Below are 19,639 nucleotides of genomic sequence, written 5' to 3' on the forward strand. Positions count from 1 at the left end.
GATGGTTTTCCGGTGGTCATGGCGAAGAGGAAACGCCCGGTCCCATTCCGAACCCGGAAGCTAAGCTCTTCAGCGCCGATGGTACTGCACTCGAAGGGGTGTGGGAGAGTAGGACGCCGCCGGAATTAACGTTAAAGACAGGCCCTTCCCATTCGGGAAGGGCCTGTCTGCGTTTCCGAGGGGTGTGGCCGGCGCGGTATGGTCGTGGCCATGCCTGAGAACAATGAGCTTGACCCCGCGGCCAGCACCCAGATGTTCCGTGCCTTTGTGGCGGAGGAGCGGTCGGAGGCCGCAGCCCCGGCGGGGCACGGTGGGCGGAGTGCCGCCCGGAGCGGCGGGATGTCGCCGGCCGTCATCGGCGGGATTGTCGTGGCGCTCATCGCCGTGGTCGTGGTGGCTGTACTGGCACTGTCCTGAGACGTCCGAAGACGCCTCGGGCGGGGATCTGACGGATCAGGTCCCCGCCCGAGGCGTTTTCGTTTTTCCGGGTTCGGGTGGGGTGTTCCGCCGGTCAGGGCTCCGGCCAGAGCGCGATGACGGCGCCGTCGTCGTTGCGGCTGCCCTGGGCGATGTCCCTGAGGAAGTCCAGGAGCTCCGGAGGCCGGCGCCAGTCCTCGGCGAGGCGGGCGGCGAGGGCTCCCGAGGTTGCGCCGAGCGATTCGGCGAAGCCGCCCGTCATCACCACCAGGGCGTCGCTGGGCCGCCACGTGGTGCGGCAGACGCGGACGTGTTCCGTTCCCTGGTCGGGCAGGGCGGGCGTGGGCACGTCGCCGGGCGTCTCCCTTATCCCGAGGGGGGCACGCCAACCGCCTTCCGCGAGGCGGAGGATGGTGCTGTCGCCGAGGACGGCCATGTCGACGCGGTCGTCCTGGAGGGGTTCGGCCGCTGTCACGAGGACCGCGAGCCGGGTCGCCGGGGCGGGGCGGCCCAAGGTGCGGGCGCGGGAGCCGATCTCGGTGAGCCGGGTGCGGAGGTCGGTCTGCACCGCGGCCAGCGTGGTGGTCCAGTCCCAGTTCTCGTGGCGGTCGGCGGCAACCATGCGGGCGACGGCCCGGTAGGTGCTGCGAACCGCGACCTGGGCGGCGAGCTCGGGTGCGTAGCTGCCGTCGACGCCGTCGCAGATGATCGAGATGGTCCACGATCCGCTCGGGTCGGGCCCGGTGGCGACACAGTTCTGACGGGGCACGCCCTGTTGGGTGTGCAGATCGCCGCGGACGGCGCCGACGCGTGCCGTCAGACGTCCGACGCGGCCTCCGTCGACGACCATGCCGCCGCCGTCGGCGAGCACGGGGGTGGGCAACAACCTCAGCATGCGCCGGGGTTCGGGGCTGTCGTCGGCGAACTCGGTTTCGGTGGACGTGGATTGCGCGACGACCTTCGGTGCCGGCACCTGCGCGGGGGTCGGGTCTGCCGTTGTGGGCGCGTCGAAGTCGCGTGCGGCGCGGGCCGAGGCGATGGCGGCCGCGGCGGCTGCCGCGGCCGTGGTGACGGCCGGTGTGGGGGCGGTCTCGCGGGTCGGGGTCTCCGCGTCCGGTGTGGGCAGGTTCCTGGGGTCGAGGGGGTCGACCGGGTCGACGGGGTCGAGCCAGTTCGCCAGGGCTTCGCCGCGCGCGTCGGCCCGGCCGGCGCCCTTGGCGCCGCCGCGGGGCGCGTCGCGCCGCCGGACCGGGCGAGTCGGTAGCGGTGCGGCGTTGCCGGGCTCGGGCGCCGGGGTGAGTTCGGCGTCGTCGTCGGGTTCGGTCAGACCGACGGGGCGGCTGTCAGGGACGAGGGTGTCGGCCGGGACCGTGTCGGACATCGGTGTGCCGGGTGGCGGTACGGACCCCAGCAGCACCTCCCAGGGGCGGGTGTTGCGGGTGCGTTCGCCCCCGCGGGCGTCGCGGCCCGGGGCGCCCGGCTCGGGCGGGACGGGCGGGGGAGCGGTCGGCTGCGGTGGGATGTCCGCGGTGTCAGAGCCGGCGTCGCGCGGCGACCGGGGAGCGGGCGCGCGTAGGGCGGTGGTGCGGCCGTCGAGGGCGTCCCCGGCATCCCTCGCATCCCGCGTATCCCTGGCATCCCTGATGTTCCTGGCGTCCCTGGTGTCCCCGGTGTCGTCGTACAGGTCGGCGGCGTCCTCCTCGTCCTCCATCGGAGGCGGGGTGCCGAAGCCGAGCCAGTTGGCGATCCGCCGGGCGCGCCCCGGTGGTCGGCCGTGGCGGTCGTCGAGGTCGTCGTCGGCGTCGGCGAAGTCGTCCTCGTAGGGGTCTCCGTAGCCGGCGTCGTAGTCGTCGTCCTCGTCGTACGGCTTTGCCGCCGGTCGCGGGGCCGGCGGTCGGTCGCCGGTGGTGGGGCGCCTGTCGAAACCGTCCGGCACGGCTCTCTCCTTCGTTCTGCTCGCGGTACGTGCGTCGTGCGGCCGCTGCCGCCTCCGCGCTGCCCGCTTACGGCTGCTTCCGGGTCTGTTGACCGGCTGTCAGGTCACGGTCCTAGCCTGCCCGGACGGGGTGGGTGAGCGCACGGATTCGGCCGCCGTGGCGGTGCGGGTTCGGCCGCGGAATGTCCGAAGGCGTGCGGTGTTCACTTTTCGGCCACCAAAAAACCTGTTCGCCCTCTCGATCCTTTCGCGTCCTTCGCTTATTGTCTGCGCCACCTGATCGATTGCGTCCGGTGTTCCCGGGTCACACGTGTCACTCGGCACCGTTTTCGCATCCTGCCCGCAGGCGGTTCTCACGCCCGGGCCAGACACCCTTGGAGTGGAATGAAGCTCCGTCGTACACGCGCCGCGACCTGCGCCATGGTCGCCGCGCTCTCCCTTGGAACCACAGCCGGGACCCTCATGGTCTCGGGGACGGCCGTTGCGGCGCCGTCGTCTTCGTCCGGCGTGAGCCGGTACGTCCTGTCCGGCGCGGCGGCGGAGGTCGCGGCGGACGGTACGGCCACGCTCACCTGGACCGGCGGCACCGGTGCGGTGCGGGTCTACGCGTCCACCAACCCGACCTTCCCGGCCCTGACGGGCACTCAGGTCGCTTCGGTGACCGGCCAGTCGGCGACCGTGAAGGTCGACCCGACGAAGCGCTGGTACTTCCAGCTGGTGCCCGAGCGCAACCCGCTGGGCGGCGTCGTGGTGGCGTCGCGCGGCGTGGGCCTGCAGGCGGCGTCGAACACCCGCGACATCGGCGGCTACAAGGCGGCGTACGGTCTGACCGTGAAGTACGGCCAGGTCTTCCGTTCGGACGCGCTGACCAAGCTCACCGACGCCGACCTGGCGAAGCTCGGCACGCTCGGCGTCAAGACGGTCGCCGACCTGCGCACCGACTTCGAGCTGAACCTCAACGGCCCGGACAAGGTGCCCGCGGGTTCGGAGCTGCTGCGTGCGCCGATCTCGGACGGCGGCATGTACGGCAAGCTGAACGAGGTCATCGCGAGCAAGGACCCGGTCAAGCAGCAGGAGCTCCTCGGCAACGGCAACGCCGAGAAGCTGCTGCTCGACGCGAACCGGTCGTTCGTGAACGACCCTGCGCAGCGCGCCCAGTTCGCGTCCGTGATCAAGCGGATCGCGAACGGCGAGAAGGTGCTCTACAACTGCTCGGCGGGCAAGGACCGCACGGGCTGGATGACCGCGGTGCTGCTGACCGCGGTGGGCGTCGACCGGGCGACCGTGACGCAGGACTACCTGCTGAGCAACACGTTCCTGAAGGCGGCCAACGACCGCACGAAGATGGGGCTGAAGTACGCGGGCCTCATGCAGAACCCGGACCTGCTCGACCCCCTGCTGGGTGTCCAACAGCAGTACCTGGACGCCGCGTTCGACGAGGTGACCAAGCAGTTCGGCACCTTCGACCGGTTCCTGCGCGACGGCCTGGACCTGGACCGCGCCACGCTGGCGAAGCTGCGTCTGCAGCTGCTGACGGTCTGAGTCCCGGGAGCCGGCGGACCGTCCTGACGGGCGGTCAGGCGCCGGTGCCGGAACGGTGATACGGCGGCACACGGCCTCGGCTGTGTGCCGCCGCTCACGTTGTGTGCGTACCCCGGCGTATGGAGTGGCGGGTCCCGGGTCACTACAGTGGGGACGCGCGCAGTGGTCGCAACCCCGTCGGCTGTCCCCCGCGAGTGGTTCCCGCGCGCGCTTCGTTCTGAACCGCGATCCAGGAGCACCACCGCATGCGCGTTCGTCGCAGTCGTATTGCCTCGCTTGCCCTTGTTTCCGCTTTGACCGTCGGGCTCGGCACCACTGCCGCCCTCGCCGCCGAACCCGTCGCGGGTTCCGCGGACCAGTCCGCCGCCGCGACGCCGGCTCCGGCGTCCGCCGCGGACGCGCTCGCCTCCGTCCTGGACGCGAGCGTCGCCGTCGGGACAGACGGCTCGTACACCGTGAGCTGGACCGGCCTGCTGGCCTCGGCCCAGATGAACGTCTACGCCTCCAACGACGCGGCGGACCCGGCCCGGTCGGGCACGAAGGTCGCCTCGTCCCGCACCGGCAGCGCCGTGGTTTCCGGTCTCGACCCGGCAAAGCGCTGGTACTTCAAGGTCGTTCCGGCCGGCACCGCGTACGGCGTGGTCACCGCGCCGCGCGCGGTGGGCGAGCAGGGCGCGCTGAACACCCGTGACCTGGGCGGCTATCGCACGTCGTGGGGCCTGACCGTCAAGTACGGCCAGGTGTTCCGCTCGGACGGCCTGGGCCGGCTGACGGACGCGGGCGTCGCGAAGCTGGGCTCCCTGGGCCTGAACACCGCCTACGACTTCCGTGTCGACGGCGAGATCGGCAGCAACGGCCCGAACAAGCTTCCGGCGGGCGTGAGTTCGCAGAGCGTGCCGCTGTCGGACGGCGGCGTGGTCGGCCTGGTGGTGCAGGCCGTGTCCAGCGGCGACCCGGTCAAGCAGCAGGCGTTGCTGGGCGACGGCAAGGCCGCGAAGTTCCTCGAGGACGTGAACCGGTCGTTCGTGGACGACCCCGCCAAGCGCGCGCAGTTCGGCACCGTGCTGAAGGCGATCGCGAACGGCGACAAGGTGCTGTTCAACTGCTCCGCGGGCAAGGACCGCACCGGCTGGATGGCGGCCGTGGTGCTGACCGCGCTGGGCGTGGACAAGGACACGGTCTACCGTGACTACCTGGCGAGCAACGACTACCTCAAGCCGAGCATCGACGCGACGCTCAACGGCATGGTGGCGTCGGGCGCGCTGAAGGACCCGGAGCTGGTCCGTCCGCTGCTCGGCGTGCAGGCCTCGTACCTGGACGCCGCGTTCGACGAGGTGCGCGCGGTGTACGGCTCGTTCGACGCGTACCTGCGCGACGGCCTCGGCATCGACGGCCTGACGCTGGCGCAGCTCAAGCTGCGGCTGCTGACCGTCTGACCCCGTTCGGGGTGAGTGGTGTGGTGCGCTCCGGGGCCGCGGCGGCGGTTCCGGAGCGACGCCGTTGTCGCCCCGTCCCGTGGCCGGACGCGGATCCGCCGTGATCGGCCGTGCGAGCGGCCTGAACGCGGCGGACTTGTCGTTTCCTCGACATACCTACGCGTTCCGAACCGCCGGCAGCCCACCCTCCCCCGAAGGGCGGCCATCACGGATTCTTGCGGTCCCCCCAACCAATCCGATTGGTTTTCGGCCCTCGGTCAGACGTCGCCGAGCTCGGCGCGCAGCCTGGTGAGGGTGCGCGACAGCAGCCGGGACACGTGCATCTGGGAGATGCCGAGCTCGGTGGCGATCTGGGACTGCGACATGCTGTTGAAGAACCGCATCATGAGGATCTTCCGCTCGCGCGCGGGGAGCCGGCTCAGCAGCGGCCGCAGCGCCTCGCGGTACTCGACCCCTTCAAGCGCCTGGTCCTGGTACCCCAGCCGGTCGGCGAGCGTGCGCTCGTCGCCGCCGTCCGTCGCGTCGAGCGACGAGGGCGCGTAGGCGTTGGTCGCCTCGAGGCACGCGACGACCTCTTCCTGCGTCACCTGGAGGTAGGCGGCCATCTCGGCGACCGTCGGCGCCCGGTCGTTGGCCTGCGACAGCGTCTCGATGGCCTCGGACAGCGACAGCCACAGCTCCTGGACGCGCCGCGGCACGCGCAGCGACCAGCCGCTGTCGCGGAAGTACCGCTTGATCTCGCCGATGATCGTCGGCATCGCGTAGGAGGGGAACTGCACCCCGCGGTCGGGGTCGAACCGGTCGATCGCCTTGATCAGCCCGATCGTGCCCACCTGCACGACGTCCTCGTGCGGTTCGTTGCGGTGCCGGAACCGGTTGGCGGCGTAGCGCACCAGCGGCAGGTTCTGCTCGATCAGCCGGTCGCGGACGGCCGCGTGCTCGGGCGTGCCGCGCTCGAGCCCGGCGAGCCTGGCGAACAGGACCGCGGACACGCGCCGGACCTCGGCGCTGTCCTTGCGGCCCGGACCGCCGTCGTCGGAGTCGAAGTCGATGTCGGTTTCGAGGCCGTCGACGGTGTCGAGCGGCCCGGGATCGGCCACGGGGCGCCGGCCGAGGGGGACCTCGGGGCGGGTGCGAGGCGCCAGTTCGGGTTGAACGTGCTGGGTGTCGAGCAGGGCAGACATCCGTACCTCATCGCGGGGTCGTCTAGTACCGGCAGGGCTTTCCGGACTGGCCGGATTGCCACCGGTCGGTGTCCATCAGATCAATACCAGAAGCCGTGGCCTTATCAAACCGCTTCGGGTAAAACAGACATTTAGCATCAAAATTCTTCATATCACACAGGCTTGGATCGGGTACAGATCAAATCCAGGCGAATGTCGATCAAGATACGAAGTTGTTTATGCTCACGAGTGGCGCGAATCGGCAGTTATTGCTATAGGTGTGTTGTCCACCGATTTCGTTGAGCGCCGCTGGCGAGGGCACCACAAGGAGGCGCCTCATGGGGGACGCACGGGGGAACGCGCGATCAGGCGTGCGCCGCGCGGGGCCGTCTTCCAGACCGTCCGCGGCACCGGCGTCCGGCGAGTCCGCCGGGGCGTCCGACGAGCCGCCCTCACGCGACGCCTTCACTCCCGCCTGGTCGTGGCCCGGGCTCCAGGATCCGCTCGAACCGCTGCTGCTCGACCTGGTCGACACGTGCGGCAGGGCGTCGCCCGTCGCGGTGATCCTCGTCCACCTGTGGCACGCTGACATCCGCGAACTGCGCGGCGTCGCGGGCATCCACATGGACTTCATCGGGCCGCCGACCACCGCGCACCTGTGGTGCCGCATCCTCCCCGACGAGCACCTGCCCGTCACCGAGGCGCTGCGCACCGGACGCGTCGTCACGGTCGAGAGCCAGGCGGCCGGCGCCGCCCGCTACCCGCGCCCCGACCGGCAGACCTGGGGCGGGCGCACCGGTTCGTGCCTCGCGGTGCCGATCGGCGGGCCCATAGGAGCGGCGTCGGACGAGGGGGCGCCGGTGCACGGCGTCCTGACCGTCGCGTTCGCCACCCCGGTCCCCTTCGAACCGCGGCTGGTCGCCCGCGTGCGCGCGTTCGCCGAGCTCATCGGCGAGGAGGTCGCCCGGCTCGAGGAGCTGCCGCGGGCCGAACCGCTGCTCGCGCACGCCTCCACCGACGGTCTGCCGGAACCTTTCGGCACCGCCGCGGGCGGGACCCCGCGGCGCGGCGGACGACGTTCGCGCGCCGCCGTGAACCTGGAGGCCACCCTCGACGCGCTGGACGCGGCCGGCTCCGGCACCTTCGACTGGGACCTGCGCACCGGCACCATCGCCCTCGACACGCGGCTCGGCCGACTGCTCGGCTCGGCGTCCGGCTACCACGGCCCCATCGAACCCGTGCTGTGCGCGCTGCACCCCGACGACTACCCCGGCCTGCGTATGACGCTCGCGGAGGCGTTCGCCGAGAGCGGCCGGTTCACGTCGGGGCACCGGCTCATCGACCCGGACGGCAGGTGGCGGTGGATCGAGGCGCGCGGCAGCGTCGTCCCCGGTCCCGGGCCCGAACCCGAGCGGCTGCGCGGCGTCGTCACCGACGTGACCGAGGTGTCCGACCTGCGCACCAGCCTTGCCCACCAGGCCGAGGAACTCGACGCCCTGGTCATCGTCGTCGACGACGAGTGGCGGCTGGTCTACTGCAACGCCGCCAGCGAGACGCTGTTCGGCCGCCCCCGCGCCGAGGTCATCGGGCGCCCCCTGCACGGGCTGCTGCCCGAGGCGCACAACCCCGCCTGGGGACGGCACCTGTTCGAGGCGTTGCAGGAGCGGAGCGCCCGCTCCTTCACGCTGCATGTGCCGGGCCCCGACCGGTGGTTCAAGGTCAGCGCGCACCCGCGGCGCGACCAGATGCTGCTCTTCTGCGTCGACGTGACCGACGAACGCCGCGCCGCCGCGGAGCGCCGCGAGGCCGCGCAGGCCGTCGCGACCCAGCAGGCCCGCATCCAGTTGCTCACCGCGGCCCTGGCCGAATCCCTCACCGTGCGCGAGGTCGTGCGCGCGGCACGCCGGCTGCCCGCCGTGTGCGGCGCCGACGGGCTGGCCATCGGCATGATCCAGGACGGCCGGCTGCGCGTCGTCGGGCACGCCGGCTACCCGCCGCGCGGCGCCGGCGCCTACCCGGCGTGGGACCTCGGCGAGGACGCGCCGTTCGTCGAAGCCGTCCGACGGCGCACCGCGCTGGCGATCACCTCGCGCGAGGAGTACGTGCGCCGCTACCCGCACCTGGCCGAGCTGGCCGGCGCGGCCGGCAAGCAGGCGTGGATGTTCCTGCCGCTGGTGGCGTCCGGGGAGGTGGTCGGCACCGCGGTGCTCTCGTACAACCGGCGGCGCGAGTTCGACGCCGCCGACTACCGGCTGTTCGGGCAGATGCGCGCGCTCCTCGCCCGCGCGCTGCACCGCGCGCGCCGCTACGACGACGAGCACGCCATGTCGTCCGGCCTCCAGCGCGGCCTGCTGCCGGGGCGGCCCGCGCGCATCCCCGGCCTGACGATCGCCACCCGGTACATCCCGGCCACCGTCGGGATGCAGGTCGGCGGGGACTGGCACGACGTCATCTCGCTGCCGCGCGGCCGGGTCGGACTGGTCATCGGCGACGTGCAGGGGCACGGCGTCGACGCGGCGGCGATCATGGGGATGCTGCGCACGGCGGTGCTGGCGTACGCCGTCGAGGGCCACCGGCCGGCCGAAGTGGTCCGGCGCACCAACGCGTTGACCGCGGGGCTCGGCACCGACCTGTTCGCGACCTGCGCGTACGTCGAGCTCGACCCGGCGACCGGGCGGGCCGTCGTGGTGCGGGCCGGGCACCAGCACCCCGCCGTCCTCGGAAGCTCCGGGAGCCGGCTCGTCGACGTGCCGGGCGGGCTGCCGCTCGGCATCGACACCGACGCGCGCTACCCCGAGACCGAGGTCACGCTCGCGCCGAACGACGTGCTGGTGCTGTGCACGGACGGGTTGGTCGAGTCGCGCGGACTCAGCCTCGACGAGGGCGTGGCGTGGATGCTGGAGACCCTGGAGAACGCGCGCGGCATGACGCCCGACGGACTCGCGGGACACCTCATCGCCCGGCGTACCGGCGAACTCGGGGACGACATCGCCCTGTTGCTCGCCCGGTACGACGGGGCCGGCGGCTGAACCGCCGGCTCAGGTCGCGGCTCCTCGCCGGCCGTCAGGCCGACAGGTCGGCGCGCAGCCGGGCCAGCGCGCGGGCCAGCAGCCGGGACACGTGCATCTGCGAGATGCCGAGCCGTTCGCCGATCTGCGACTGCGTCATGTTGCCGAAGAAACGCAGCATGATGATCTGCCGGTCGCGCGGTGGCATCCGGGCCAGCAGCGGGCGCAGCGCCTCGCGGTACTCGACGCCGTCGAGCGCCTCGTCCTCCTGGCCGAGGCGGGCGATCAGCGCGTTGTCGCGGTCGTCGTCGAGGTCGTGCGCGTCGAGCGACGCGGGCGAGTAGGCGTTCGCCGCCTCCATGCCCTCCAGCACCTCTTCGACGGTCATGCCGAGGTGCCCGGCCAGCTCGACCACGGTCGGGGCGCGGTCGTGCTTGTGCGAGAACTCCTCGGTGGCCTCGGCCAGCGCGAGCCGCAGCTCCTGCAGGCGGCGCGGCACGCGGACGCTCCACGACGTGTCGCGGAAGAACCGCTTGATCTCGCCGATGATCGTCGGGACGGCGTAGGTCGGGAACTCGACGCCGCGGTGCGGGTCGAAGCGGTCGATCGCCTTGATCAGGCCGATCGTGCCGACCTGGAGCACGTCCTCGTACTGGTCGGTGCGGCTGCGGAACCGGTTCGCGGCGAACCGGACGAGTGGGAGGTTGAGTTCGACGAGGGTGCTGCGCACGTAGGCGTGCTCGGGCGAGCCCTCCTCGACCTCGGACAGCCGCAACAGAAGTGTGCGCGACAGTATCCGTGTGTCGAGCGGCGCGTCCGGCTGTACGCCGGTGGGCGCCGCGCCGGAGCGGGGGAGAGGCACGGTGATAGCCGTGGTGTCGGTCGTGTCCTCAGCGGTAGCCGGCGCGGACGCATCGCGGAGCAGCACTGGAGAGCCCACCTCCTCATCGGAGCCGAACCTGTGCGACCGCCCGCGTGATGCGGACGGCCGTCGTTCGCTACCCACATACCGGCACGGGCGGTTCCCAAACCCCTTGCGACATCACGGATTTGTCAGGTGAACGCGGTCAACTCGGGCGTAGCCCCCGGGGCAACCAGTGATGAAGCGGGCAAAAGACGGGGCGAACGAGCCGGAAAACCCGCGAAGTTACCCGTGGGTCGGGCCCGTTCGGCTCCTTGACGGGTCGGTTGGGCCGCTTCCCGGACTCGTCGCGGGCGGCGTCGGCCGCGTGCGGTCAGCTCTCCAGGTCGGCGATGATCCACGTGGCGAACCCGCGCCACTGCGCGGCGGCGGCCTGGTGGTCGGGGTGCGCGATGTAGCGCTGCAGCGCGTCCTTGTCCTCGACGTCGGAGACGATCGCGTAGTCGTAGGCGATGTCGCGCTCGGTGATGTTCCACCCGCACTGCCAGTACTTCAGCTCCGGGATCGTGTCGCCCAGCGCCGCGAACGCCGCGTCGCCGGCGACGACGCGCGGCTCGTCCCGCGTGACGCCCTCGTTGAGCTTGAACAGCACCAGGTGACGGATCATCGCCTTACCCTCTTACGCCTCGGACTCGAACAACAGGTCGCACATCCGGACATAGATCTTGTCCGGCCACGGAACATACTCCACCGTGCTGAGCGCCTCTTCCTCCAGGCTCGACTCCAGCAGCAGCATGCCGTGCCCGAGGACGCGGCCGGCGAGCGACCGCTCGTACTTGAGGTCGGTGACCTTCGACAGCGGCAGCATGAGGACCTTGCGGGTCAGCACGCCGGTGGTCACCATCACGCGGCGGTCCGTGACGAAGAAGTAGTCGTGCCGCCAGACGAGGTAGTGCCACAGCATCCACACGGCGCAGGCCGCGATCGCGGGCCACAGGAGCAGGTGGACGACGACGTTCTCGTCCGGGAAGTAGAGCGCCATGGCGACGGCCAGCGTGACGCCGCCGACGGCGGCCGCGATCGGGCGTAGCAGGACCGACCAGTGGCGGCGTACCGCGATGACGCACTTCTCCGCGGGCAGCAGGTAGCGCTGCACCGTCTGGGGGCGTATCGAGGGGTCGAGCATCGGCGGCGTGGTCTCAGCGGTCTCGGGGGTCTCGGAGGCTCGGCGGTGTGGGGGCGTCAGTTCGCGAGGTTGCCGATCTGGTTGCCGACCCACTTGCACGAGGACGAGATCGCCGAGAACCACTGGGCGATCAGGTCGGAGGCCTTGTCGGGCGTGGCGATGATCGTATAGACGACGAAGCTTATGAGCAGCACGCCGACGAGCTTCTTGGCCTGCACCTGCATCGACCCGCCTCCCCTGAGAAACGCCGCCGAGGCGCTCACCCACATTGTTACCGGTCCCTGTGGACTACGGGCGAGCCTCCACGCCGTTCACGCGGGTGAAGCGTAGTGCGGACGTCCGGGTATGTCCCGCATGCGCGTAAATCGGGCGGTAAAAAGAAGAGCAAGTCCACCGGACGACGGCATGTAGAAGAGGGAGCGGCCGCGGGGGGAATCGGTCGCTCCCTCTTCTACGGGGACCCGGCCGGAGCAACGGTGGGTCGTACCGTCGCAAGCATCAGCCCGGAGTCCCGGGGGTGCCGGCGGGGCTCCTGCCCAGCCCCGGGCACACCACCAAGTCTGCGCGGTGCCGACCGGAAGCGCATCCGGCGGACGTCCCCCGCGCGGGAGGCCTTTGGTCCCGACTCCGGGAGGCCTCGGGAAGGGGTCAGGCGGTGCCGTACAGGCGGTCTCCGGCGTCGCCGAGGCCCGGCACGATGTAGCCGTGCTCGTTGAGCCGCTCGTCGACGGCGGCGGTCACCACGGTGACGGGGACCGGCGTGTCCGCGAAGGCCTTCTTCATGAGCTCCACGCCCTCCGGCGCGGCCAGCAGGCAGATCGCCGTCACGTCGGAGGCGCCCCGCTCGATCAGCAGCTGCACGGCGGCGATCAGCGTGCCGCCGGTGGCCAGCATCGGGTCGAGCACGTAGGCCTGGCGGCCGGTCAGGTCGTCGGGCATGCGCGTCGCGTACGTCGACGGCTGCAGCGTGCCTTCGTCGCGGATCATCCCGAGGAAGCCGACCTCGGCGGTCGGGAGCAGCCGCACCATGCCGTCGAGCATGCCGAGGCCCGCCCGCAGGATCGGCACCACCAGCGGGCGCGGGTACGACAGCTTCACACCGGTGGTCGGCGCCACGGGGGTGCGGATCTCCACCTGGTCGACCCGGACGTCGCGGGTCGCCTCGTACGCCAGCAGCGTGACGAGCTCGTCGGCCAGCCGCCGGAAGGTCGGCGAGTCGGTGCGCGCGTCGCGCAGGGTGGTGAGCTTGTGGGCGACGAGGGGATGGTCGACGACGTGAATCCGCATGGTGAGACAGTATCCGCTCGCCCGGGCCGGATGTGACCCCTGGCGGGCCCGGGGTGTCGCGGGTGGGACAGGTGGGGCGGGTGTTGCGCGGCCTGCTTTCGGACTCCGCGATCAAGGCTCCGCCTGCGCGCCCGGCATCGGATTTCGGCCCCGGTCACGGCCCCGGTCGCGGCCCCTCAGCGGGTGAGTTCGGCGTCGTCCGTGAGGCCGTTTGGCGGGCCTTCCGGGCGCGCGATCACCCGCGATCCGGAAAATGCGCCCCCGATCCGCCCCCTTGCGCCGGGTTTGCGGTGGCGTATTAGCTGCTGAGCGGGCAGTTTGGTCTTCGTCGGGTGGAAGCAGCTGGAACGCGAGGGGGCCCCATGGGGCAGCAACCGAGGCGCACCGCCGTGGAGCGCGACGGTGAACGCGAGGAACCGGCAGCGCCGCGCGGGCGCACGCGCCGCGCCGCCAAGACGCGCCAACCGGCGGACCCGGACGCGGGGGAGCCGGCTCCGACCCGGGCCAAGACCGGCGGCGCGCGCCCGGCGTCCACGCGCACGACGAAGTCGCGTGGCGGGAGCGGGCGTACGAAGCGCCGCGGTACCACCCCTGCGGCCACGGACGAGCCGACGCCCGGGCGTCGTAAAGGTCGGCGTACCGTCCCCGAGGCGGACACGGCCGCAGCGCGAAAAGCGCGGACCGACGAAGCGCCCGTCGCCGCCGACTCGGTCGACGATGCCGCCGACGACGCGTCGCCCAACGTCCCGTCCGTCGAGGCCGCGGTGCGGGCGCCCGAGGGGCGGCCCGAGGAGACGGATGCCGAACGGCGGCGCAGGCGCGCGCTGTTCCTCCGCGAACTCGCCGAGGCGCACGAGTTGCGCGAGCGCATCCAGCCCCGCCGTACGCGTACCGCGCGACTGCGACAGATGATGCGTATGCGGACGTTCCGGTACTGATCACCCGTCAGCCACCGGGCGCGCGATGCGCGACGCACGCGCGCCCGGACGGCCAATCCGCGCGGAAGCGGCCCCGTTTCTGCCACGATGCGTGAGGGAAGCACATCCGTGGTTCCGGGGACCTCGGAGGGGTCCCGGTCGCGAGCCGGGGGACAGCATCGGTGGGACCCGACAGACATCATCACGGCAGGGCGCGCGGGCGGAGGAGTTCCGGCCGCGCCGAGTCTGACGACCTGGGAGAGTCCGGTGGCGTACTTCGCCGCAGTGCTTGTGCGCACTGAGCAGACATGGGAGGCGCGAGAGGTGGACCTCGACGATGTCGAGGACCTCGACGGGATCGCTGATCTCGCGCGCGCCTCTGCGGTCGATGAAGAGCCGGTCCTGCTGCTCCTGGAGCAGGAGGACCTGTGGTTCGCCGTCATTCGCGTGGACGGCGAGGAGGATCCGCGCATCTATGTGTCGGACGGCGCGGCGGTGGCGCGTAGCGCGTACGGCGACACGCTGCTGACCGCCGACGTCCTGGGCCACGACCCGGACGACGACGAGGAGCCGGCCCCGCCCGGTCCGGCGGGGGACAACACGGTCCTCGAGGACCTCGGCGTCGACCCGGACGAACTGGCCGACCTCGGCGGCGGCAGGCTGCCCGCGGAGGCGCTGACCGTGATCGCCGACCGGCTCGGCTGCGCCGACGAACTGGAGACCGTGCGTTGACGGTTGCGCCCGGGCCTTCGCCCCAGGCGGGCGACGGCAAGGACCGCCGCGGCCCGGTGCGCACCCGGTACGAACCGTGGATGCGCCTCGCCCTCGACGAGGCGCGGCAGGCCCCGGCCACCGGCGACGTCCCGATCGGGTGCGTCGTCCTCGACCGCGACGGCGCGGTCGTCGGCCGGGGCCGCAACGAACGCGAGGCCCACGGCGACCCGACGGCCCACGCCGAGGTGGTCGCCCTCCGGGAGGCCGCGAAGACGGTCGGCGAGTGGCGCCTGTCCGGCTGCACGCTCGTCGTCACCCTCGAGCCCTGCACCATGTGCGCGGGCGCGATCGTCCTCTCCCGCGTCGACCGCGTGGTCTTCGGCGCCTGGGACGAAAAGGCCGGAGCGGCCGGTTCGCTGTGGGACGTCCTCCGCGACCGCCGCCTCAACCACCGTCCCGAAGTGGTCTCCGGCGTCCTCGAACAGGAGTGCGGCGACGTCCTCCGCGCCTTCTTCCGCGAATCCGATTTTCAGGCACGCCCCGACGTCGGGTAGGCTCTCCCTCGGTAGCGTGTCCGAGCGGCCTAAGGAGCACGCCTCGAAAGCGTGTGAGGGGGCAACTCCTCCGTGGGTTCAAATCCCACCGCTACCGCTCTCAGCAGTAAAAACGTCAGCCCCCACCTGCTCGCAGGCGGGGGCTGACGTCGTTCCGTCTCAGTTTCCGTCTCACTTGGCCTCGGAGACGGACTCAGCGGCCCTTCTTGCGCCTCTTCTTCTTACCCTTCCCGGGCTTCTTGTCGTCCTTGGGGGTCGGCTCCGGCTGCTTCCAGATCAGCCCGTCGACCTGGCGCGCGACGTCCTTCCGGATGGAGTCGGTGACGTGCTGGTACCGCGCGGCCATCGATGACGACGACCAGCCCATGATGGCCATCACTGTCGGCGTCGGCACGCCGAGGATGAGCAGCACCGTGGCAGCCGTGTGCCGGGCATCGTGCAGGCGGCCGTCGCGGATGGCCGCGGACTCCAGGAGTGCCTTCCAGTCGTCATAGTCCGTACGAGGGTTGAGCGCTTCGCCGGTCGTGGTCGCGAACAGCCATCCGGCCGACTCCCACCGTTCGCCGGCTGCTTCCCGCTCTCTGGCTTGCTCCTCCTGGTGCAGCTTGAGCAGAGCCACCAGGGCATCCGGCAGGCCGATGACGCGCTTGCCAGCGCGCGACTTCGTGTCGTCGGTGTCCTTGTTGATCTGCACGCGCTCAGGGCAGTAGCCCGGGTACTTGCGACCGCAGTCACCCAGACAGCCGTGGGCGTACTTCGGGCGGTTCCGATTGCGCCTGACGCGGAGCGTCCCCGTGTCGAGGTCCACGTCTTTCCACTTGAGCCCGAGCGTCTCGCCCTGCCGGAGCCCGAGCGCTAGAGCGATGGCCCAACGAGCGCTGTTGCGGCCTTTCAACGCCTGCTCCATCAGACGCTGGATCTCGGCGACCGAGTACGGGTCCACCTCTTCTTCGGTGATCTTCGGAGCCTTGGCGATGGTCGCGACGTTCCGCGCGGCGTGGCCACGGCGCACCGCCTCGGCGAGCGCCACACGGATCGTGCGGTGCGCCTGGTGGGCGGTCGCGGCCTTGAGGCCCCTGCTCTGCATCTTGGTGTAGAGCCGTTCGAGGTGCTCCGGTTCGAGCTTGTCGAGCCGATGACCCCCGACGCCGGGGATGAGGTGCCGGTTCACGGCTACCCGATAGGCGGAGTACGACGACGGCCGAACGGCCGGCGGGGGTGTGATGTTCTCCAGCCAGTGTGTGAGCCACGCCTTGACCGTCCACCGCTTCCCCGGCTTGGGCACGTTGCCCCCGTCGCGCAGCTTCTCCAGTTCGCGAACCGCGTTGATGACCTCAGCCCTGGTCTTGCGCTCGACGTGGCGGCGGTCGGGTGACCCGTTGTCCTTCACCCCGATCGTGACCCTGCCGTGCCACTTTCCGTCGGCGCCTTCATAGATGCTCGATGCGCCGTTGGGGCGGCGTGTGCGCCGCTCGGCCTTCTCTGGCTTCTTGGGCTCGTCCGGCTCGTTCGGGTTGACGGGCGCGATGACCATGTCACTCCTCCTCATGCTGCGGCGTGTGCGTGGCTCTCGCGCTGACGCGCGACGTACGAATGGAGGGCGTCCACCGGGACCCGGCGGAGTCGGCCGACAGGCACCGACTCGACCTCTCCGGCGCCGATCAGGGCGTACATGAGCGTCCGGCCGATGCCGAGACGACGGGCAGCCTCCTCGACCTTGAGGAGGATCAGCGTGGGGTCAAACGGAGTGTCCGCGTCGGGCTCGGGCACCGGGTCTCCTCTCGCTCGTTGCTCCGTTCCGGGGAGTCCGCTACTTCCGCTACCGCCGCTACCGCGCAGGTCAAAGGGCTCTGCGCGGTAGCGGATCGGGTGGCGGTAGCGGATACGACCGCTACCAGGACGCTGCCGGGTCGGCGGCGGGAAGCGGATCGGTAGCGGCTGGGTAGCGCAGGAAATCGGGGATGTCCGCTACCGCGTTCCCGCTGGTCAGGGGCGGTTCCGGCGGCTTGGTAGCGGAGGTAGCGGAGATTTCCGGGGGCGGGGGGCAGTAGCGCAGCCACGCGTCGTGCAGGTCGGACGCGTAGTAGCCCTTCATCACCCCGTTGGCGGTCTTGATGTTCCGGGCAGCAATCGGCGTGTTGTCAGCCGTGACGTACTCACGCAGCCACTTCGCGAGTCCGCGTGGATCGAGCGGCTTGCCGTTCATGTCGGCCCACGGGGCATCATCCATGGCGGTCAGACCGTCGAGGATGACCACGGTCGGGAGACGATCCGCGCCGTTGAACACGTGGCGCAGGTCGGTTAGCAGGCGGATGCCAAGAGAGCCTTTGTCGCTGCCCTTGGATGCTTCCACCAGTTCGAGGCACGCCGCGCGGGCGCGCTCCGGCCAGTCGCCCCCGGCTGCGTCGGCGACCGCGATCAACGGTTCCCAGACGTCCGCCGGGCGGTCGGTCACGCCCTCTGGCATCTCCGGCCATGTGCCCGCGACTTGATCGCGGACGCTGGCGGCCCAGGCTGCGAGTCGGTCGCGCAGCGCGTTGCCCTGCTTCGTGTGCAGGCGCTGGCGGAACGGCTCGACACGCTCGTTCGGCGCACGGCGGCGCATCCGGACGATGACCGAACGAGTGAGGATCGTGTCCGGCAACGACCCGAGCCCAGCGACCGCCACCCCGCAGTACGAAGGGAACGGCTGCACGGTCTGGTTCGCCCCGTCACCGACACACCGGTACGTGACGCCGGACCGCCGGTGACCGGCGTTGAGCCATCCGCGTAGTTCTTCGTTGTCCCCGGCTTTGGGGCCAAAGATCGTGTCAATCTCGTCAAATAGGATGGTTGGTCGCGTTGGGCCTGACGACACAGCGCGGAAGAGCGCTGCGGCTGAGGCGTTCACGGCGACCATCGGGGCCGGGACCAACGTCTCAACGATCTCCAGAGCGCGGCTCTTGCCGCTGCCCGGTTCCGGCGACAGGAACGCCAGTCGGGGTGTGGAGTCGAAGCAGTCCAGTAGGTGCGCGTGCGCGTCCCACAGGGCGACCGCGATGTACGCGGCTTGGGTGGGGAAGGCGTTGAAGCGCTTGTGGAACGCCACGACTTCATTGAGCAGCGTCGCACCGTCGAGCGTCGGCGCGCCCACGGTCGGGGGCTGGTCGCTGTTAAGGCAGAGGCTGTCCGGGTGGTGCGTCACGCTGCCGCCTTGGGGTTGTTCGCGATCGACCAGTTGAGTGCGCTCGTGATGGCCGGCGCGCTCTCACGCTCGGCCAGACCGGCCGCGGACGCTGCCCCCTTAAGAGCGTCCTCCACCTCGACGCGGGTGAGATCGCCCGATGCGACCAGTCGCCCGAGGGCCCGCGCGGCGCGAACGAGCGTCGCGTTCCGCGTGCCCTCCTGGGCCCCGGCGACGTTGGCGGTTTCGTTGCGCAGCGCCGCATCGGCGTACCGGGAGGAGCTGCGCGCGGACGGCGTCGGCACGGCACGTCGTTCGACCGGCGCCGGGCGGAGCAAGCTTCCAAGCCACGTGGGCAGCGGCGTGGGCTCGGAGTCGACGGCAACCACGTACGGGTTTCCGTCGACGACGCTCCCCGCCGCGACGACGTAACCGCCGTACGCGCGGGTGTCGACCTTCCAGCCGAGCTTTCCCGCGGTGTTGTGTAGCTGCGCGCCGTCCGGCGCGAGGAAGTACAGGTGGCGTCCGCCGGACACGGTCGCCACCGTGAACGTTTCCTTCGGGTACGGCGCACGCTGTCGGGACGCGATGACCGCGAGCACGTCGACGCCGTCGCGCACGTCTTCCTGCGACCAGGGTTCCTTCGGCCGGTCGTTCGCGTGCTTGGGCCGGTCGAGGTCCACCACGACCAAGCCGCTCGGACCAGCGGCAAGACCGACGTTATACGGCCCGTGGTCCCAGCACCGCGCGATGCGCTCGGTGTCCGTCGTCGCGCGCGTCTCCCAGCTCTTGATAGCCGGACGCTTCGCGCCGGGTACGAGCGGGAAGACCCGCCACCCGCGCTCGGCCGCGCGGAGCGCTGCGGCCTTCAAAGCGTTCCTGTCATGGCTCATGCTTGAGTTCTCCCTCTGCCCTTTGCGGGGCGTGGTTGAGGCCCGGGGCACCCGACGTTCTTGGTCGGATGGGCGGGTGCCCCGGGGCACGGCTACTTGAGTGAGTTGGTGATTCCGTCGATCGTTCCGGCGAGGATCGTGTGCGCGGACGTCGACAACGATCCGGCGATCGCCGTGCCGGACAGCCCCACTCCGGCAAGGAAGAGGCAGAGACCCGCGAGCTTGGGGGCCTTGCCGTTCGCGAGCATCAGGAACGCCAGAATCATCATGATCACGGGCATCGCGAGGGTGACCGAGCTCGTCGCGGCGTTGGCCGCGCCCGGGGCGTCGGCGGCCAGGTTCACGAAGTCGCTTCGCATTGATCTCTCCTGAGGGTGTGTAAGCCGTTCAGCGGGTGCCGTCGTGGTGGAGCCGTCGGCCGCTGTTGTGCAGGCGTCGGCCAAGGCGCAGACGCGCTCCGGTTCCCTTGCAGTGCCGGCAGGGCCTGCGAATGCGGCGGCGCGGCTTGCGGTGCGGGTTGACCCGAGCCTGTCGGCGCTCCCACCACGTCACGTGGTTGCC

The 19,639-nt window shown here is 71.0% G+C and carries 19 protein-coding genes, 1 tRNA gene and 1 rRNA gene; 9 read left to right on the top strand and 12 right to left on the bottom strand.

All coding sequences use genetic code 11. The annotated features are described in order from the left end of the window. Positions 1 to 8 precede the first annotated feature (8 nt). Positions 9 to 125, top strand: a 5S ribosomal RNA gene (gene rrf / locus QI554_RS16660). Positions 126 to 210: 85 nt separating this feature from the next. Beyond that, positions 211 to 417 (top strand): hypothetical protein, encoded by a 207-nt coding sequence (locus QI554_RS16665; RefSeq protein WP_281470763.1) that lies wholly within the window; start codon positions 211 to 213, stop codon positions 415 to 417. A gap of 94 nt (positions 418 to 511) precedes the next feature. On the opposite strand, the gene QI554_RS16670 is transcribed toward QI554_RS16665, so the two are convergent. Then, a complete protein-coding gene (locus tag QI554_RS16670; protein ID WP_281470764.1) occupies positions 512 to 2,353 on the bottom strand; it encodes a protein phosphatase 2C domain-containing protein in 1,842 nt (613 codons plus the stop codon). 384 nt (positions 2,354 to 2,737) lie between these two features. On the opposite strand from QI554_RS16670, the gene QI554_RS16675 reads away from it, so the two are divergent. Beyond that, on the top strand, positions 2,738 to 3,895 hold the full coding sequence (locus tag QI554_RS16675; protein WP_281470765.1) for a tyrosine-protein phosphatase: 1,158 nt from the start codon (positions 2,738 to 2,740) through the stop codon (positions 3,893 to 3,895). A 293-nt stretch (positions 3,896 to 4,188) separates the two neighbouring features. After that, positions 4,189 to 5,331 (top strand): tyrosine-protein phosphatase, encoded by a 1,143-nt coding sequence (locus tag QI554_RS16680; protein ID WP_281470766.1) that lies wholly within the window; start codon positions 4,189 to 4,191, stop codon positions 5,329 to 5,331. Positions 5,332 to 5,588: 257 nt separating this feature from the next. On the opposite strand, the gene QI554_RS16685 is transcribed toward QI554_RS16680, so the two are convergent. Next, complete coding sequence (locus QI554_RS16685; RefSeq protein WP_281470767.1) at positions 5,589 to 6,515, bottom strand: RNA polymerase sigma factor SigF; 927 nt, start codon at positions 6,513 to 6,515, stop codon at positions 5,589 to 5,591. A gap of 317 nt (positions 6,516 to 6,832) precedes the next feature. On the opposite strand from QI554_RS16685, the gene QI554_RS16690 reads away from it, so the two are divergent. Further along, positions 6,833 to 9,523 carry a SpoIIE family protein phosphatase gene (locus QI554_RS16690; protein WP_281470768.1) on the top strand — a complete coding sequence of 897 codons (2,691 nt, stop codon included), beginning with the start codon at positions 6,833 to 6,835 and terminating at the stop codon, positions 9,521 to 9,523. 34 nt (positions 9,524 to 9,557) lie between these two features. Here the strand turns inward: QI554_RS16690 and QI554_RS16695 are convergent, their stop codons facing one another. The 5 genes from QI554_RS16695 to upp form a co-directional block, all read right to left on the bottom strand. Then, entirely contained in the window at positions 9,558 to 10,430 is an 873-nt protein-coding gene (locus QI554_RS16695) for an RNA polymerase sigma factor SigF (protein WP_425527992.1), read from the bottom strand. 307 nt (positions 10,431 to 10,737) lie between these two features. Further along, positions 10,738 to 11,031, bottom strand: coding sequence for a Dabb family protein (locus QI554_RS16700; RefSeq protein WP_281470770.1), 294 nt, complete (start codon positions 11,029 to 11,031; stop codon positions 10,738 to 10,740). Between the two features lie 12 nt (positions 11,032 to 11,043). Continuing rightward, positions 11,044 to 11,550 carry a PH domain-containing protein gene (locus tag QI554_RS16705; protein WP_281470771.1) on the bottom strand — a complete coding sequence of 169 codons (507 nt, stop codon included), beginning with the start codon at positions 11,548 to 11,550 and terminating at the stop codon, positions 11,044 to 11,046. A gap of 56 nt (positions 11,551 to 11,606) precedes the next feature. Then, a complete protein-coding gene (locus QI554_RS16710) occupies positions 11,607 to 11,774 on the bottom strand; it encodes a hypothetical protein (RefSeq protein ID WP_281470772.1) in 168 nt (55 codons plus the stop codon). A gap of 424 nt (positions 11,775 to 12,198) precedes the next feature. Next, on the bottom strand, positions 12,199 to 12,837 hold the full coding sequence (gene upp, locus QI554_RS16715) for a uracil phosphoribosyltransferase (RefSeq protein WP_281470773.1): 639 nt from the start codon (positions 12,835 to 12,837) through the stop codon (positions 12,199 to 12,201). 362 nt (positions 12,838 to 13,199) lie between these two features. Between upp and QI554_RS16720 the strand changes: the two genes are divergently transcribed. The 4 genes from QI554_RS16720 (at position 13,200) to QI554_RS16735 (ending at position 15,119) form a co-directional block, all read left to right on the top strand. Then, a complete protein-coding gene (locus tag QI554_RS16720) occupies positions 13,200 to 13,775 on the top strand; it encodes a response regulator (RefSeq protein WP_281470881.1) in 576 nt (191 codons plus the stop codon). 303 nt (positions 13,776 to 14,078) lie between these two features. Beyond that, complete coding sequence (locus QI554_RS16725; protein ID WP_281470774.1) at positions 14,079 to 14,486, top strand: tRNA adenosine deaminase-associated protein; 408 nt, start codon at positions 14,079 to 14,081, stop codon at positions 14,484 to 14,486. 80 nt (positions 14,487 to 14,566) lie between these two features. Further along, positions 14,567 to 15,022, top strand: a complete 456-nt coding sequence (gene tadA, locus QI554_RS16730) for a tRNA adenosine(34) deaminase TadA (protein WP_425527997.1) — start codon at positions 14,567 to 14,569, stop codon at positions 15,020 to 15,022. A gap of 10 nt (positions 15,023 to 15,032) precedes the next feature. Next, positions 15,033 to 15,119: transfer RNA gene (locus tag QI554_RS16735), tRNA-Ser, on the top strand. A gap of 96 nt (positions 15,120 to 15,215) precedes the next feature. On the opposite strand, the gene QI554_RS16740 is transcribed toward QI554_RS16735, so the two are convergent. From QI554_RS16740 to QI554_RS16760, 5 genes are all read right to left on the bottom strand, one after another. Then, positions 15,216 to 16,556, bottom strand: coding sequence for a tyrosine-type recombinase/integrase (locus tag QI554_RS16740; RefSeq protein ID WP_281470775.1), 1,341 nt, complete (start codon positions 16,554 to 16,556; stop codon positions 15,216 to 15,218). An 11-nt stretch (positions 16,557 to 16,567) separates the two neighbouring features. Then, positions 16,568 to 16,792, bottom strand: a complete 225-nt coding sequence (locus QI554_RS16745; RefSeq protein WP_281470776.1) for a helix-turn-helix domain-containing protein — start codon at positions 16,790 to 16,792, stop codon at positions 16,568 to 16,570. Positions 16,793 to 16,913: 121 nt separating this feature from the next. Further along, positions 16,914 to 18,155: a DUF3631 domain-containing protein gene (locus tag QI554_RS16750; RefSeq protein ID WP_281470877.1), complete on the bottom strand. Its 1,242-nt coding sequence runs from the start codon at positions 18,153 to 18,155 to the stop codon at positions 16,914 to 16,916. 47 nt (positions 18,156 to 18,202) lie between these two features. Continuing rightward, entirely contained in the window at positions 18,203 to 19,057 is an 855-nt protein-coding gene (locus tag QI554_RS16755; protein WP_281470777.1) for a bifunctional DNA primase/polymerase, read from the bottom strand. Between the two features lie 113 nt (positions 19,058 to 19,170). Then, entirely contained in the window at positions 19,171 to 19,437 is a 267-nt protein-coding gene (locus tag QI554_RS16760) for a hypothetical protein (RefSeq protein WP_281470778.1), read from the bottom strand. Between the last annotated feature and the right edge of the window lie 202 nt (positions 19,438 to 19,639).

Origin of the sequence: Yinghuangia seranimata, from assembly GCF_029953285.1 — a bacterium.
GTDB lineage: Bacteria > Actinomycetota > Actinomycetes > Streptomycetales > Streptomycetaceae > Yinghuangia > Yinghuangia seranimata.